General features: G+C 35.5%; 14 protein-coding genes. All 14 read right to left on the minus strand.

The window, feature by feature from the left end; genetic code table 11:
- Positions 1 to 575 precede the first annotated feature (575 nt).
- Positions 576 to 2891: a carboxypeptidase-like regulatory domain-containing protein gene (locus tag DWZ47_RS07000; protein ID WP_117512645.1), complete on the minus strand. Its 2316-nt coding sequence runs from the start codon at positions 2889 to 2891 to the stop codon at positions 576 to 578.
- Positions 2892 to 2936: 45 nt separating this feature from the next.
- On the minus strand, positions 2937 to 4886 hold the full coding sequence (locus tag DWZ47_RS07005; RefSeq protein WP_117512646.1) for a discoidin domain-containing protein: 1950 nt from the start codon (positions 4884 to 4886) through the stop codon (positions 2937 to 2939).
- Between the two features lie 23 nt (positions 4887 to 4909).
- Positions 4910 to 6304 (minus strand): O-antigen ligase family protein, encoded by a 1395-nt coding sequence (locus tag DWZ47_RS07010; protein ID WP_233525015.1) that lies wholly within the window; start codon positions 6302 to 6304, stop codon positions 4910 to 4912.
- A gap of 283 nt (positions 6305 to 6587) precedes the next feature.
- The gene (locus tag DWZ47_RS07015) at positions 6588 to 6962 is read right to left on the minus strand and encodes a DUF1573 domain-containing protein (protein ID WP_015532423.1); all 375 of its coding nucleotides are present in this window, start codon (positions 6960 to 6962) and stop codon (positions 6588 to 6590) included.
- Entirely contained in the window at positions 6955 to 7788 is an 834-nt protein-coding gene (locus DWZ47_RS07020; RefSeq protein WP_117512648.1) for a DUF4369 domain-containing protein, read from the minus strand. The genes DWZ47_RS07015 and DWZ47_RS07020 overlap by 8 nt, the downstream gene beginning before the upstream one ends.
- Before the next feature lie 47 nt (positions 7789 to 7835).
- Positions 7836 to 8540 carry a hypothetical protein gene (locus DWZ47_RS07025; protein WP_117512649.1) on the minus strand — a complete coding sequence of 235 codons (705 nt, stop codon included), beginning with the start codon at positions 8538 to 8540 and terminating at the stop codon, positions 7836 to 7838.
- A gap of 10 nt (positions 8541 to 8550) precedes the next feature.
- Positions 8551 to 9348, minus strand: a complete 798-nt coding sequence (locus tag DWZ47_RS07030; RefSeq protein WP_117512650.1) for a DUF4369 domain-containing protein — start codon at positions 9346 to 9348, stop codon at positions 8551 to 8553.
- 17 nt (positions 9349 to 9365) lie between these two features.
- Positions 9366 to 10076 carry a hypothetical protein gene (locus DWZ47_RS07035; RefSeq protein WP_117512651.1) on the minus strand — a complete coding sequence of 237 codons (711 nt, stop codon included), beginning with the start codon at positions 10074 to 10076 and terminating at the stop codon, positions 9366 to 9368.
- Positions 10077 to 10200: 124 nt separating this feature from the next.
- Positions 10201 to 10902 carry a DUF4369 domain-containing protein gene (locus DWZ47_RS07040; protein WP_117512652.1) on the minus strand — a complete coding sequence of 234 codons (702 nt, stop codon included), beginning with the start codon at positions 10900 to 10902 and terminating at the stop codon, positions 10201 to 10203.
- Between the two features lie 49 nt (positions 10903 to 10951).
- Positions 10952 to 11404 (minus strand): DUF4251 domain-containing protein, encoded by a 453-nt coding sequence (locus tag DWZ47_RS07045; protein WP_182281647.1) that lies wholly within the window; start codon positions 11402 to 11404, stop codon positions 10952 to 10954.
- Positions 11405 to 11523: 119 nt separating this feature from the next.
- The gene (locus tag DWZ47_RS07050; RefSeq protein ID WP_117512654.1) at positions 11524 to 12024 is read right to left on the minus strand and encodes a DUF4251 domain-containing protein; all 501 of its coding nucleotides are present in this window, start codon (positions 12022 to 12024) and stop codon (positions 11524 to 11526) included.
- Between the two features lie 38 nt (positions 12025 to 12062).
- A complete protein-coding gene (locus DWZ47_RS07055) occupies positions 12063 to 12776 on the minus strand; it encodes a hypothetical protein (protein ID WP_117512655.1) in 714 nt (237 codons plus the stop codon).
- A gap of 273 nt (positions 12777 to 13049) precedes the next feature.
- Positions 13050 to 13385, minus strand: a complete 336-nt coding sequence (locus DWZ47_RS07060) for a hypothetical protein (RefSeq protein WP_117512656.1) — start codon at positions 13383 to 13385, stop codon at positions 13050 to 13052.
- A gap of 30 nt (positions 13386 to 13415) precedes the next feature.
- Positions 13416 to 14825 (minus strand): glycoside hydrolase family 28 protein, encoded by a 1410-nt coding sequence (locus tag DWZ47_RS07065; RefSeq protein ID WP_182281645.1) that lies wholly within the window; start codon positions 14823 to 14825, stop codon positions 13416 to 13418.
- Positions 14826 to 14841 lie beyond the last annotated feature (16 nt).

A 14841-nucleotide genomic window follows, 5' to 3' on the forward strand; every position in this document is an offset into this window, starting at 1 on the left:
AAAATATAAGAATGAAAAAAGGGCGACAAGATAGAATCGCGGAGACGCTTACTCAAATCAAATGGCTGCTTCCTGATTCAACCATTGAGCAAGATTAGTAAAGCTATTTCGTAATTAGTTTCAACCCTATTTGAAACTAAAAGTTTCACGCCGAGAAACAAAGTGTTTCAAGCATTGAAACGAAGTGTTTCACACCGAGAAACGAATCGTTTCAAGCTGTGAAACTATTTTTGAAACTAATCGCCACAGGTGAAGAGGTGGTGAAGTTGTTACCCTTCACCCGCAAACTCCTTATTCATCGAAGAGACAGAGAAAAGGTGAAAGAAGACATAGAAAGATTGAAAATAAATATCCGATGAGAAAATCCATTCTATTCTGTAACAATTAAAAACCGCACCGATTAATTACTAATCCGTTAATCACTATTTAATTCCTTTGTGCACCATTATGAACTTTCCAACTAAATTTCAAAAGAGCAACTACACCCAAACTTCATATTAAGGAGAGCTATTTTGATTTAGTTTTTTAAGAATGCTCCTTACCAATTAGTTTTCCCGTTCAATAATATATTTGTTTTAATCTCTTGATATAGTTGACTGATTCGTATCTTGTATAACCGAATTATCAAATTTATGCTTTTTCTTTCCAAAAATGAAACGATAATTGACCGATAAGCTAATCACATGATCGCTAACGCGAGGTATTCGACTTTCATATCTTCTTTCATAGCCAATTTGCTGAAGGTGTCCTTTAGAGACTGCCTTGTACGGTGTTCGCATATATAAATCAATATTCCAGTTGTTGATACTGTAACCAGCTCCAAATCCCAGCATTCCGGGAAAATGAGTCATAAGACCGGAAGTGATTTTCATATACTTTGATGGTGCCATATAGTTTACATCAAAGCTCCAACCATTATGCATATAAAAAAGAGAACAGCAAAAGAAAAAACGATCAAAAGAAAAATTTTTCCACAATGTCACATCCATGCGGTCATAAATCAGCACTGGTCTTAAACTAAATATCTGTGGAATAATATCATATTGCAAAGCCAATTCATAGTGCTGACTCAAACTTTTGCCTCCATTCAAATTTTGATATATAAACATTTTCCGTTCGTCATCATAACGATATAGTTCATAGATCTGCGGATTACTTATGTGCAAACTAGCTGAATAAAGCAATGTCAACTTAGAATTCATAGTCCAATCATAATTTAATCCTGCATTATATTGCAAATAGTCTTTTAATTCAGGATTTCCTACAAACATCTCGTATTCATTTTTTTTATATTCGTAACCGGTACGATTTGAAAGACCTATTTCTGTACTACGGACAGTTCCGGTCAACTTCAACGAATGTCCCTTATGAAGATAGGAGAGTTTCAATGAAGGTATGAAAAAAGAACTGAACACATGATTTCCATTCGTCGTAGTATATGATAAATGTTCGGCAATGCTAGCTTGTAGATTAAATTTCTTCTTAATGCGATAATTATATGTAGCATAAAAACTGGTATTACCTTTATTTAAAAAGATCTCTGAATTTTGCCCCTCTTTTGTATTTAAGTTGTTAGTATGCGTAAAATTCTGATTTAGAGTCAAACTGACAGATGATTTATTTTTGAAACTTTTACTATAGTTACAATTAAGCCTTCCATACCAACTATCTTCGGCAGTAGCATTGGCATAAGAAGACGTTATGACTTCATCCGTACGCTGCTCATACCATCGATTGTAATCGTTGTTTCCATAACTTCCATACAACTCCAATCGAAGTATCTGCCTTTTGGGAAGAGTACGATTATAGCGTAATTGTAAAGCCGGATTCAACCTAACAGTATGTTTGTATTCTTGTTTCACGAGAACAGCGGATGTATTATTATACCGTTGCCGATTCCAGTCGTCATTTTCGGACATACTCCTATTCATTCGTAAAGAAGAATAAAATGTTTGCAGCTTATCTTTATAGATATAGTTCAGATAGGTTTTCAAATTGTTATTGTTATCCAATGAGGGTAGCTCATCATCTGTCCGTACAATGGTTTCGTCAGGAAAATGATAAATGGTTTCGGTATATCCCTCATCATGATTTCTAAAATGAGTATAACTGTCCGATACTGACACAGCCCATTCAGATTTTCCTTCAAAATACTGGGCAGTTCCTCGTCCAGTACCTGTTGGTTTGTTCAATTGATGCCTTGCGTTTAAAGCGATTGTTCCTAAGTAATCCCGTTCTTTAAGTATATAATCTAATATAGTAGAAGCTTCCGGGTAATCGGGACGACCTTGAGAATAAAAATCTACACGTTTAATATCTTTGGGGTTTAGATTCTGCACTTCTTCCCGTGTTGCCTCACGTCCGTCAATACACAATAATACGCTTTCTCTATGATAAGTGATAGTTGCACTTCGAGGATCAGCTTCCAGCCCCGGAATCATTAACGCACGCAAAGCACTGTATCCATCATAAGAATGTCGTAACTGCTCACGAGTAGGGAATACCATTATTTTGTCTTCGGTATTTATCCGGTTTTGAGCTAGCACAGTTACTTCCTGTATCTGTACCACTTTCTTATCCATCGTTATTTCTCCTAAACGAATCTGGGTCTCTTTGGTCGGATTCAAGACTAAAGTGGTTTCCTTATAACCTAAATAACTAATTAACAACTTGTATTTTTGCTCCGTACGTGGAAGTTTGAGTTCAAATTCTCCTTTACTATTTGTAACTCCTCCTATCACTAAAAGCGTATCATTACTATAGCAGCGTATAGTTGCCGCTACTAAGTCTCGTTTATTTTCATCTATTAAATGTCCTTGTATTTTCAGTTCTTGTCCAAAGAGTGAAGTTCCCCAAAATAACAAAGCAAATAGTAATATAGCGTATTTCATAAAATTATTTATATTTCAATTTTACATATTCATTTTGCCGATGAATTAATACCATAGCTGCTTAGCATCTTTATATAAGAAAATTCGTTCATCCGTCCCCCTAGTAAGATTTCTCAATAATAGTAAAGCATTTTGTGGTACATGGTGAAAGGTTAGACTAAAATCGTCAGCTATTTGTTTGCCCAACGACACCCAATCCATATCCCAATAAAAAAGCTCGTAAGTATCTCCAATACGAACATTATTGTCATCATTACGTGTCATATAGCCTATTCTTCCAACAGATTCCGGTTTGCCCAAATCCAATCCTACCCAACCATCTCTTAAAGTTTTAGATGCGAAAAATGTCAACGGATCTAAATCAAAAGCAGCAAAACGGCTATAATGAGGATTTTTGCTTCGTTCTTCAGAACCTATAATGGTTCCTGTCAGTTTTTTATTGTCTTTATCCAAGAACATCAATTCTGCAATATTACAGCGGTAGGGCTTTGGACAGATATAACGCCAATAACGATACTTTGTAGTATCGCTCACATTTATACTACCCGATACGCTATACTCTTTGAATGTATGTACTGTGACAGCATCACTGAAATCCTCCTTGTGTGCTGCTTGAAACATGCTGTATTTTAAACGGAGTGCTGTGGTGAACGCTTTGCGCGTTAAAGGATATTTCCGTTTTAGACTAATACTTCTTTTCGATGTGTTATCGGGATTCAAGAACTCCAGTTCACCTTTTTCATTCAACAAAGCAGGATAATTGAATGGACGAACCCTTCCATTTATATAATATACCGGCAGATAGACAGCTCCCTTCTCTATTTTATCAAAGACGATCTGCTTACTATCTTTTATTTCCGAAAAACAAATAGGAACCCATTTCGCATTGTCAAATACAGCCAGATATGCATATTTTTCTTTGCGTTCTCTTTTCCCGGAAAGTACAGGAAAAACAGGATCAATGGTCGTTGCATATTCATCCGTAACGTCTTTTATAAACACATTGCGCAACGTTGACGGGACACTACCAGCTTCTTTATTCAGCCGGACTAAGGCCGAATTGGGAGAATATGTTCTTCGATATACTTTTCCCTTACACTCCCCCGGTCGTAAGGCAGCTAAAAAAGGTTCATGTCCTCCTTCACATACCATTCGGCGATCGTGATCTATCAAAATACTAAGCCACGAATGTGCATGTGCTTTTGTAGGCCACTGCAAAACGAAATCATACGAAACCGCAAACCCCTTACTGCGCATGATAGCTAAAGCTGTGTTTGTCCTTGTCTCACAAGAATTGGAAGGAATATTGCACCAAAACGGAACCTTATATAACGCATGCCACTTCAGAGGCTTTTTCAAATCGACAATAACGGTATCACGTAGTTTAATATTAATAGCTTCTGCCGCATGATAGGGTGTTTTATTCCAAATGTCATTATAAGAAAAATCGCCTAATGTGTCATTAGCTATCGGTTTCAACACATTGCGCCAATCATCAAAAGCCTGAAACTCTACGCACTTATAAGGAAGCATATATTCACAAAATTCATCGAATGTAATGCCTCTTGCCCAACGACCTTGTTGCCAATCGTCAAAAGCCGCGTCTATACTCTGTATCAGATAGTCGGCTTTTATGACAGAGTAATCTTCCTTAAACTCAAAATCATCTGATGGAAACTCTAACAACAAGTTATTTAATTCATTCACCTGTTCATCAATCTTTCTGTCGGAGAAGATAATCTTTTCAGCTTCGACATAATATTCTTCAATATCTTTCCCTATATACGACTGGTGTCCGGGCATATTCATTATCAAAAATTTGGCAGCTCTAAGTTTCAAACTGTCAGCTTCGTTTTCTTTATAATGCTCCAACACTTTTTCGAGTTCCAGACGATTATTGCCCGCCAGTGTCAGCACCTTTTCCAACTGTTTTTCTTCAGAGCTTTGACAACTGAAAAGCAAAACAAGAAAAAGAAAGATGAATGTAGCTTTCATTTTGTTTTATTGTTAGTTTATAATTAAATATTCTTTTTACGCAAATAGTTTCTAGCCTCTTCTTGTATGATAGTAACAGTGTAAGATGGTATCTTTATTCGTTTATTTATTATTTCTAAAGCTATCCGTTCGGCAAGTATGCAGTTATCAGATTTTACATAGACCCTCAAAAGTCCTTGTAATGGAAGAAAACGGCTAGGACACATACATTGTGCCAGCTTATATCGTCTTTCAGCTTCTTCCCAACATTCCATTTGATAGTAATTATCCGCCAATTGCATTTGCAGGTCATACGTATTGATATAAGATTCGCAATGCAAGAATATGTTGACGCTTTGTTTGTACAATTCCACATTTTTCAATTCTGATGCATAATTGTACAAGAAATAGGGATTGCCATTCCACTCATCATATAGCTTGGTAAATACAGATAATTCATTATCCAGCAAACTATTGTTCTTTTCTGCAACCAACGAAATTCGTTTCCATGTACGCTCGAAAATGATATTCTTAATCAAAAAGAAACAGAGTATAAAAAGAATAATCAATAAAAATGGCTTGTTGAAACGTATTGTTCGTAGAGCAACCTCCCGTTGATTAAGTGAAGCGAGGCAGTAGATAATCATGAACCAAACAAAAGCATATTTGAATGGATAAGAAAAACAGGAAAATATAGCAATAGAAACAAGCGTCAGTATGGCTGGAGTGTCAAATGCCACATTACTTCGAAAAACAGCAATCAACGACAATAAGAATAAAGCGATTCCTATGAGTCCTTGTTCAATCAGCAGCAACAGATACTCATTAAATGGATGATTCGTGTTTCCTGCCAATATTCTATCGCTTTCATCAGCATGGGAGGAAGACAAATATTTGGCTTGTTCCGGCATGTAATCCGCCTTAAAAGAACCAAGTCCGTTTCCCTGAATTATATGTTCCTTACACAATCCGGCAGATACTTTCCAAATCAGAACACGACCGGAAGCGGAAGCTGGTTTTAGATAAATCAGACCAATGAATAAACTTATTAGAAACAAAGCGCCTCCGCTGATAAGAAAGATGCGCCTTTTATGAATTAACTTCCGATAACGGAGAGCATAAAAAAGAAGTGTTACTACACATAAAGTAAATACACCTGTTCTCGAACCGGATAAGATAACGACTATAATGAGGAGAAGGCACGCCATAACCTTGAACGTTCTTCTTTTTCCGTTAGAAGAATGACACAAAAGAAAAGGATAACAGAGAACGATGCTCGCAGCAAATCCGGCGGGATTATCAAAAGAACCGGTAACTGGAAAATAAGATTGAGTTTCTATACACCCTACATATTGCAGCAAGCCATACAAGGCCGACAAAACTCCAACGACAGCTAAAATGCTATTAAATGTTTCTGTAGGATTTTTTCTATTACGCATCAACACAAAAAGAATCCATCCAGATACAATGTATACACTGTGTATATATTGTGATGTAAAGAGACTGCAAACGAAAACATATCCCATAAAAACAGTAAAAGACAGAAATAGAAAATCAACAGACAGTCTAATTTTTCGCTTCCAGTTCCCTATGCAAATACCTCCCCATAATATGATGCCGACAACGAAACTTATATTTTTAGGCATAAAATACCTATCCATAAACCAATCAGCCGATAAGTATAAGGTGGTGATAAGTAAAAAAGAAAACGTAAAAACATTATCACTGAATAATTGCCTTAACTTGCAGAATATAAAAGAGGGAGTCTGTATTTGCATTGATAATAATTAATTCTTCTTTCGCTCCTAATCCTTTTCCTTTCGGATTGAAAGAGAAATGAAGCGAGCACGATTCGTCAGGATTTAATTCATACTTCTCCACCGATGCTTGTGTACATCCACATCCAGTTTCGATCTCTCCTATTTCCAACCTGGCATTGCCTACATTGGTGATTGTAATGCTATCACGACAAATTATATCAGAACTAATTATTCCGAAATCGTGTGTATAGGAAGACAGGGACATCTCTGCCTTCCTTTTTTGATTGCAAGAAACGCAAATCAGCAGAATAACAATAAGACCAAGGATTTTACTCATTTTTTATAGTTGTTGATGATGAACTACTCGGAATAGTCTCGATGAAACGGGGTGGATCACCGATCAAACTATCTAATATCATTCGGCTCTTCTTTTTAAATTCTCGTTCTTTCATAATATAATCCCACCATGATAAAAAAGCATCTCGATCCGCTTGGGGCATTAAATCGATAATGCGTAAATATTGAGAGAGTTCAGGCTCCCCAATCGGGTATTTTGTCCTTAAATCACGAGCCAACATGACTCGGATGACATTCGGATATTTTGCATATTTTTCAAGAAAAGTAAACCGACCTTCTGAACGCTGTTCAGTTTCTGATATATCCAATAGCTTACAATTCTCTATATTAATACTATCTTTCGCCATTTTTCTACGTTCTCTATTCCAATATACAGCATTCCATTGAGCTTCTCGCTCAAGAATATAAGTATTATAATCTTCATTGATGGAAGTGCCCGATACATTAGCGTTATCGTTCCAATCGACCATACGAATATAGATATTACCCGGTTCCACAAAAAGATTAATATCAGTCCCTTTATGGAACGGTGGTCCATCATAGGATATTTGTGCAAAAAAAGGCTTTCGTGTGACAGTTCCTTCGTAAAAAAATTCCTTGCCAATCACCTTTATTTTTATGCTGTTGTCGTATGCTTGTTTTTGGCGTTCTCTTTCTTCAAGAAGATACGATTTATCTATTAATAACACATATTTACCATCTAGAGAATTATCAGGGAATTCACCCCGAATCGTAAATTTTTCCTGTCCCAAAAGTAATTGAGCAAAGAATGCGAATACAAAAAGGGAAAAGATTTTTTCTTTCATAATTGTATGTTGTTTGGAATCTTAAATAAGTGGAATCTTGATTTTTATCACGTTGTTTTTTTACAACAGTCTTTTACGCAACCCTCCCTATCTTTATCAACTTTCTTTACACATTCATCTCTACTGTTTCTAGCTCGTTCTTTCAAATATTCCAACCTTTCCGGATACATAAGTTTTTCCCAATCTGACATACTATTTTCAGCATCTTGAATTTCTGCATAATATGTATGTTGGCATTCCATATCTTCGTTTGTAGCATCCGCATTACAATCATCAATACAACGTTGTTCAGAATCGGTATCTCGTGTACTAATAGTAATTTGATTCATTTGACGTTTTTGCCGAGCTCTTGTTAATTCCAATCGGGTAAAATTTGTACCTTTGTAAACCTTCCAAACCAAAGAATCAATTCGATCGTAACTTGCTTCTTCGTCATATCCGAGTAAGATATTTAATTGAATCTGCGCTTCAACACGAGTATCCGATTTGGATAACTTTTTTCTAAGCTGTTGATACTGTTTTTTTTCTTCTTTAGAAAATTTATCAATTGCGTTTTTTCTTCTTCTCAAATTCTTTTTAATCTCTTTTTCTAAATTCTTATACGCCTCCGAGGCTACAAAAAGGTCGGCTTCAGTCAAATTATTTTCTTGAATAACATTATCATAACCGCTATCAGTCTGACAACTATGAAGTGACATAACTATAACAACAGTCCATGTAGTCAAAGCTAAAATGAGTCTTTTTGTTTTCATGATTTGATTTTTAATTATTATTTATTTGTCTTTCAATAAAACGAGGAGCATTGCGATTAAGACTATCGGTCAACGCTCTTCTCTTTGCCCAATACTCCTCTCTCTTCATTGTATACTCTCGCCACTCTATCAAAATATCTCGATCCGCTTTGGGCATTAAGTCAAGAATACGTAAATATTTAGCATCCACCAATCTTTTATTTAATTCCTTAACTTCCAAATAGCGAGATAACATTACTCGAATAACATCCGGATATTTGGCATATTTCTCAAAGAAAGCCAATTCACCTTTTTCAAAATCCTCAAATGCTGAACCAAAAGAATAAGCCCCTTCAGCTTCCGAAGTCTGCCCCTTTAAACAGATAGTTCTAAAAATTCTATTTACCAGATTTTTCCGTTCAATGACACAAGTGTTATAGTCTTTATTGATAGGAGTACCCGATACATTTCCTTCCTCATACCAATCGGTTATATGGATATGGATATTCCCAGGTTCTATTACAAAAGAAGTCGCACTTGTCTGACCACTGAATGTTGGTCTATCATAATATATTTGCGTCAAAAAAGGTTTTCGTGTAGTTACCCCTTTATAATAGAATTTTTTATCAGTTACCAATATCTTTACTTCATCGTCAGATGCTTTCCATTTACGTTTGTACTCATCAGAAAGAAAAGATTTATCTGTCAGTATTATATATTTTCCATCCAGCGAATTATCTGGGAATTCACCTTGAATCGTATATTTCTCTTGTCCATAAAACAACTGAACAAAAAACACTAATACAATAAGAAATAGATTCCTCTTCATAATTTTGGATATTAAAATTATCTATTTTTTTCATCTGTACCTTTACAATCTTTTATACATTCTTCCCTCTCTTTATCAGCATCATCCAGACAATTTTTTCGTTCTGTTCCGAGTTTTTCTTTTTCAGAACGAATATATTCAGGATCATAGTATTCCGCCATGCTTTCAAGTTCGCTAATATCTCTATTATAATTATCAAAGCATATACCAGAACTCTGTGTAGCATGGTCAGTACACCCTTTTTTGCATGTCTCTAAATCTTCGGTATCAGTTGTTCGTGTATTAACAACAGCTCGTTTCATTTGCCGTTTTTGTAATGCTTTCATTAGCTCTAATTGTGTAAATTTAGTGCCTCCATAAACCTTTCTAGCCAAAGATGAGATTCGATCATAATCCACTTCTTCATCATAGCCAAGCAAGAGATTCAGTTGAACATTTGCTTCAGCGCGAGTCTTAGGATTGAGCCACTCTATTTTGAGTTGATGATATCGCTCCTTTTCTTCTCTCGACAATCTAGATATTGCATTTCGCTTTCTTCTCATATTCTTTCTGATTTCCTTTTCCAAATTCTGATAAGCTTCCGAAGCGATAAAGAGATCAACAGCAGTCAAATTTTGTTCTTTAGGAGAATTATAATTGTCATCGTCATTCGATTGACAACTAAGTACAGACATACCTATTAAAAAGGCTAACAAAGCCATAGTAAAGAAAACTTTGCATTTTCTCATAAAATTATTTTTTTAAGTTAATAACTTGGGGAACACTTACATACAATTGCTAACCTCATAATCCCAAAAACATCACACAAATAACAATAAAACCAGAATTCTACTCATTTTTTATTGTAGTTGATTATGAATTACTCGGAATAGTCTCGATAAAACGAGGGGCATTGTTACGTATACTGTCCAACAACGGTTTGGTCTTTTTTTCATATTCTTCTCTTTTAATAGTATAGTCCAGCCAAGCCAAAAGAATGTCTCGATCTGCTTTAGGCATTCGGTCGAGAATCTGTAGATATTTTGGGAAATCAGGATCCTTTGACGCTCTTCGTCCGTTCAACAAAAAAGATAAGTGGAATCGTACAACATCTGGGTATTGGGCATATTTTTCTAAGAAGAGCAATTCCTTTTTCAGATTTCTCTTTGTGGCAATCATATAAGTATTGTAATCTTCATTAATAGGAGTACCTGACACAACACCCTCATCTGCCCAATTAGCAATACGGATATGGATATTACCAGGCTCAACTATAAAATGCAGGCCCAAATCCAACATTTTTCTTCCTGTCTTTGCACTACTAAGATATACTAAGAATGGCTTTTGTGAAAGACTACCTTCATAATGGAATTTCCCGTCAACCACCAATATACTGTCAATAAATGAGTGTTTAATTCGTTCTTTCTCTTGACTAAGAGCAGAACTATTGATTAAACGCAAATAACTATTATCCAACGAATGATCAGGTAATTCTCCCTGAATAGTATATTTTTCTTGTCCGTAAAATAGCTGGGCTATAGATACGAGAATAAAAATCAATATAACTTCTCTCATAATATTAAAAAAATAATTACTATAAAAAACGAATCTTCATCCCTTCTCTTTACATATTTAATTCTCCCAAGAAACTGACACTTTGATTGTGTTGCATAGTGACACTGATGTTCGCACTTCCATTAGAATACACCTCAATTTTAAAATTGAAATAATCTACTGCTGTACGTGTTGAAAACTTGATATGGGCATTCCCTTTTTTATCTATATTCACAGCATATTTTTTAATAGGAGCCTGAAAAATAAGTTGATTTCCTCTATCACTATAAGGTATATCGGATGCCTCAAGATAAAGAAGGTTAGAAAATACTGAATCATTTTTAATTTCTATCAAATCTAAGTAATCCAATTGTATAGGATCTCTATATGGAGGTATGTAAGTGTCCACATATATCTTATAGTTCTTTGATCTGATAATATTGCTAACAGCTTCCGCCCTTTGCTCCCTCTTACTTTGGGCAGAAAGAGTGGGAACTCCCACTAACACTACCCAAAGTAATATAAAGATTTTCCTTTTTTGTTTTCATATCAATTACAATTTAAAATACAAATTTCAACCGTATACAAATACGTATACACCAATGTATACACATTTAAATATGTTTTTTAAGACCAAGGATTTTACTCATTCGGCTCTTCTCTTTTCATATTTAATTCTCCCCAAAAACTTACACTTTGATGGTGTTGCATAAAAACATTGACAATCGCCCTTCCATCAACATACACAATAATCTTAAAGTTGAATTTGTCTACTTTTGTCCGTGCTGAAAATTTAATATGGACATTCCCTTTCCTATCTATATCCATAGTATATTTTTTGAGGGGTACCTGAAAACGAAGTTCATTTCCTCTGCCGCTATAAGGTATATCAGATTCCTCAATAAAGAAAAGATCGGAAAAGACCGAATCATTTTTAATTGCTATCGAGCTTTCGGGATAATCTAATTCTATGTACTCCCTATACGGAGGTATATAAGTATCCACACTGATCTTATAGTCTCTTGATGTAATGATCTTGTTGACAACTTCTGAGTTATATTCTTTCTTATTTTGAGCAGAAAGAGTAGAAGCCCCTACCAACATTACCAAAAACCATATAAAAATTTGTTCATTTGTTCTCATAATAATTACAAATTAGAATATAGATATTATTTCACTTTTTAATGATATGCTAAGATAGTGCACTTACCCTTACTTTGCTCACAAGCTTCTATCCCATTCTCCAAATACTCATGAATCGGCTTTGTGCATTCATCAAGTTGTACTTGACACTGTCCTTCCAATCTTGAGTATTCTTTCCAAGAAATATTAATAGGTATTTCATCTAAATTTCGATTATATTGATTAACACAGTCTTCTATTCTCGCCTCTGCCATTTCACTATAGGCTTTAATACAATTTTGAATTGCCTCATCATCTTCTGTGGTACGAGTTATAACAACTTGATGCATTTTACGCTTTTGACGGGCCCTCATTAATTCCAATCTGGTGAAATCTGTCCCTTCGTAAACTTCTCTAACTAAATTGGAAATCCGATATAAGCTGGCGTAACAATCATATCCAAGCAATTTATTCCATTGTTTTTTTGCTTCAGAACGAGTTTCCAGACTAAGTAATTCTTTTTTAAGTTGCTGATATTGCTCCATTTCTTCTTTCGAAAATTTAGAAATGGCATTCAACATTCTTCTCATGTTCTTTCTGATTTCTTTTTCCAAATTCTGATGCGCTTCCGAAGCAATAAAGAGATCCGCAGCAGTTACATCTTCTGCCTGTTGAGAGTAATTATCAGCATCATTCGCCTGACAACTAAGCACAGAAATACTGATTAGAAAAACTAATCCAACCATAATAAAGCCTAAATTCATTTTTTTCATGAGAACTACTTTTAGAGATTAATAATATTGAATATCTTTTTCAAGGCGATACCAAGATATTAGTAGATAATCGTTTGGCTCATTTTCCAGTTCTGTCTATATTACATAAGATAAGGAGCTGTATTTTTCCATAATATTAGTACGAATAAAAGTTTATCGCTCTTGTTGTAACAAAGGACGACATTTATAAATTGGGATACAAATTTCAACCGTATACAAATGCGTATACACAGCCAATGCATACGCATTTGTATATGGTTTTTACAAGAAAAATCATTCTAAACGCAACGATTTAATAAAATCGGTAATAGATTTACAAGAAACATTCATTTTCTTTTTCAATCTACTACGGCGTATTCGAAAAGAACTTCCTAGAATATGGAACAACTCTGAAATCTGCGCATTACTAAAATCGATACGTAACAAAAGAATGATATGTATATCATCTTCTGAAAGTATAGGATAATAATGCCTCAATTTATAGATAAAACCATCCTGATGAAGATTTATCCAGAATTCTAACTTATTCCAATTACAATCACTTATTGCTGATAAAGATGTAACATAAATTTGTACGTCATAGACAGTCTTCCATTCTTCTTCATTCATAGCTGGATTTTTATCTATTACAATTATGCCCTATTTCACCAATTCACCATTGATATAAAGGTTCTTGAAAGTCACATCTTTCGCCCCTTTAATATCATTTGCTCCTTTGGCTACATTATTAAAATGAGAATCCTCTACACTGATGTTATATACATGTTTATCATCCTCCAGCCCTATAATAAGCACACCCAATTTACTCTTCTCACAAGTTACATTCTTCAAATGCACATTACGGACAATCGGGTCAAACCCTCTCTTACATTTCTCCCGATTCTCATATTGCAGATTGATGCGAAGTACAGCTTCACGACATTCTCCTACCGTCACATTGCGTACATATACATTTTCTATAAGTCCTCCGCGGCAAGTACTGGTCTTAATACGAATGACACGATCCAGATTCGGGCTATCCATCCGGCAGTCTTCTACAAACAAATTACGGTAACCACCGGAAATCTCACTGCCGATCACTACTCCTCCATGTCCATTTCTCATCATGCAGCCACGTACGATAATGTTCTCACTGGGAATATTCCATTTACGCCCGTCTTCATTACGTCCTGATTTAATGGCAATACAATCATCACCCGTGTCAAATGTACAATTCTCAATCAACACATTCTTACAAGATTCAGGATCACATCCGTCTCCGTTAGGTCCACGATTGAAAACAGTCACTCCGCTAACAATCAAGCTCTCGCAGAAAAGAGGATGAATCACCCAAAATGGAGAATTTAACAAAGTAACACCTTCAATCAAGATGGTGTGGCAGGAATGTAAGTTCAATAGCTGCGGACGCATGCCATCTTCCGGCTTCATCAGACGCTTGTAAACAGGAGTCGATGTTTCACCATACATCAACAGACGTTCACGACCTCCATTGCGTTGAGCCACCATGCCTTCTTTCCAACCATACTTTACGGCCCCACACATCGGCCACCAAGTTTCCATGCTACCTTGTCCGTCAATAATACCTTTTCCGGTTATGGCAATATTACTTTCACCATAAGCATAAATCAAGGGGTGAGCATTATAGCAATCAATTCCTTCCCAACGAGTTAAAACAGCAGGAAAATAAAGGCTTTGATCTGTAGAGAATTTCAAAACAGCTCCCTCTTCGAGATGGAAATTCACATTGCTCTTTAAAGTAATAGGTCCGGTATAAAAAGTACCTTTAGGAACAATTACTGTGCCACCTCCTGACAGGCTGCACTGTAGAATAGCCTGATTAATGACTTCATGGCAAGGATTAGCCTCATCATCCGTTTTTGCTCCAAAATCAGTTATAAGAAATGTTCGTTTCGGGAAAGAGGTCCGTTTAATCTGTTTTTCGATACGGGCACTTTCTTTAAATGCTTTATCAAAATCAACAGTATTCGCAAATGTTACCTCTGCCACAAAAAGCAACATCAGTAGTAAATTAATAGTTCTTCTCATCATAATTCTTATCCTTTTA

It is taken from the genome of Bacteroides sp. AF32-8BH (assembly GCF_003435205.1).
GTDB lineage: Bacteria > Bacteroidota > Bacteroidia > Bacteroidales > Bacteroidaceae > Bacteroides > Bacteroides ovatus.

Excerpts from the sequence above, each read along its gene's own strand:
- DWZ47_RS07000 (WP_117512645.1), bottom strand. The coding sequence starts at position 2,891 with ATGAAATACGCTATATTACTATTTGCTTTGTTATTTTGGGGAACTTCA.
- DWZ47_RS07005 (WP_117512646.1), bottom strand. The coding sequence starts at position 4,886 with ATGAAAGCTACATTCATCTTTCTTTTTCTTGTTTTGCTTTTCAGTTGT.
- DWZ47_RS07010 (WP_233525015.1), bottom strand. The coding sequence starts at position 6,304 with ATGCGTAATAGAAAAAATCCTACAGAAACATTTAATAGCATTTTAGCT.
- DWZ47_RS07015 (WP_015532423.1), bottom strand. The coding sequence starts at position 6,962 with ATGAGTAAAATCCTTGGTCTTATTGTTATTCTGCTGATTTGCGTTTCT.
- DWZ47_RS07020 (WP_117512648.1), bottom strand. The coding sequence starts at position 7,788 with ATGAAAGAAAAAATCTTTTCCCTTTTTGTATTCGCATTCTTTGCTCAA.
- DWZ47_RS07025 (WP_117512649.1), bottom strand. The coding sequence starts at position 8,540 with ATGAAAACAAAAAGACTCATTTTAGCTTTGACTACATGGACTGTTGTT.
- DWZ47_RS07030 (WP_117512650.1), bottom strand. The coding sequence starts at position 9,348 with ATGAAGAGGAATCTATTTCTTATTGTATTAGTGTTTTTTGTTCAGTTG.
- DWZ47_RS07035 (WP_117512651.1), bottom strand. The coding sequence starts at position 10,076 with ATGAGAAAATGCAAAGTTTTCTTTACTATGGCTTTGTTAGCCTTTTTA.
- DWZ47_RS07040 (WP_117512652.1), bottom strand. The coding sequence starts at position 10,902 with ATGAGAGAAGTTATATTGATTTTTATTCTCGTATCTATAGCCCAGCTA.
- DWZ47_RS07050 (WP_117512654.1), bottom strand. The coding sequence starts at position 12,024 with ATGAGAACAAATGAACAAATTTTTATATGGTTTTTGGTAATGTTGGTA.
- DWZ47_RS07055 (WP_117512655.1), bottom strand. The coding sequence starts at position 12,776 with ATGAAAAAAATGAATTTAGGCTTTATTATGGTTGGATTAGTTTTTCTA.
- DWZ47_RS07060 (WP_117512656.1), bottom strand. The coding sequence starts at position 13,385 with ATGAATGAAGAAGAATGGAAGACTGTCTATGACGTACAAATTTATGTT.
- DWZ47_RS07065 (WP_182281645.1), bottom strand. The coding sequence starts at position 14,825 with ATGATGAGAAGAACTATTAATTTACTACTGATGTTGCTTTTTGTGGCA.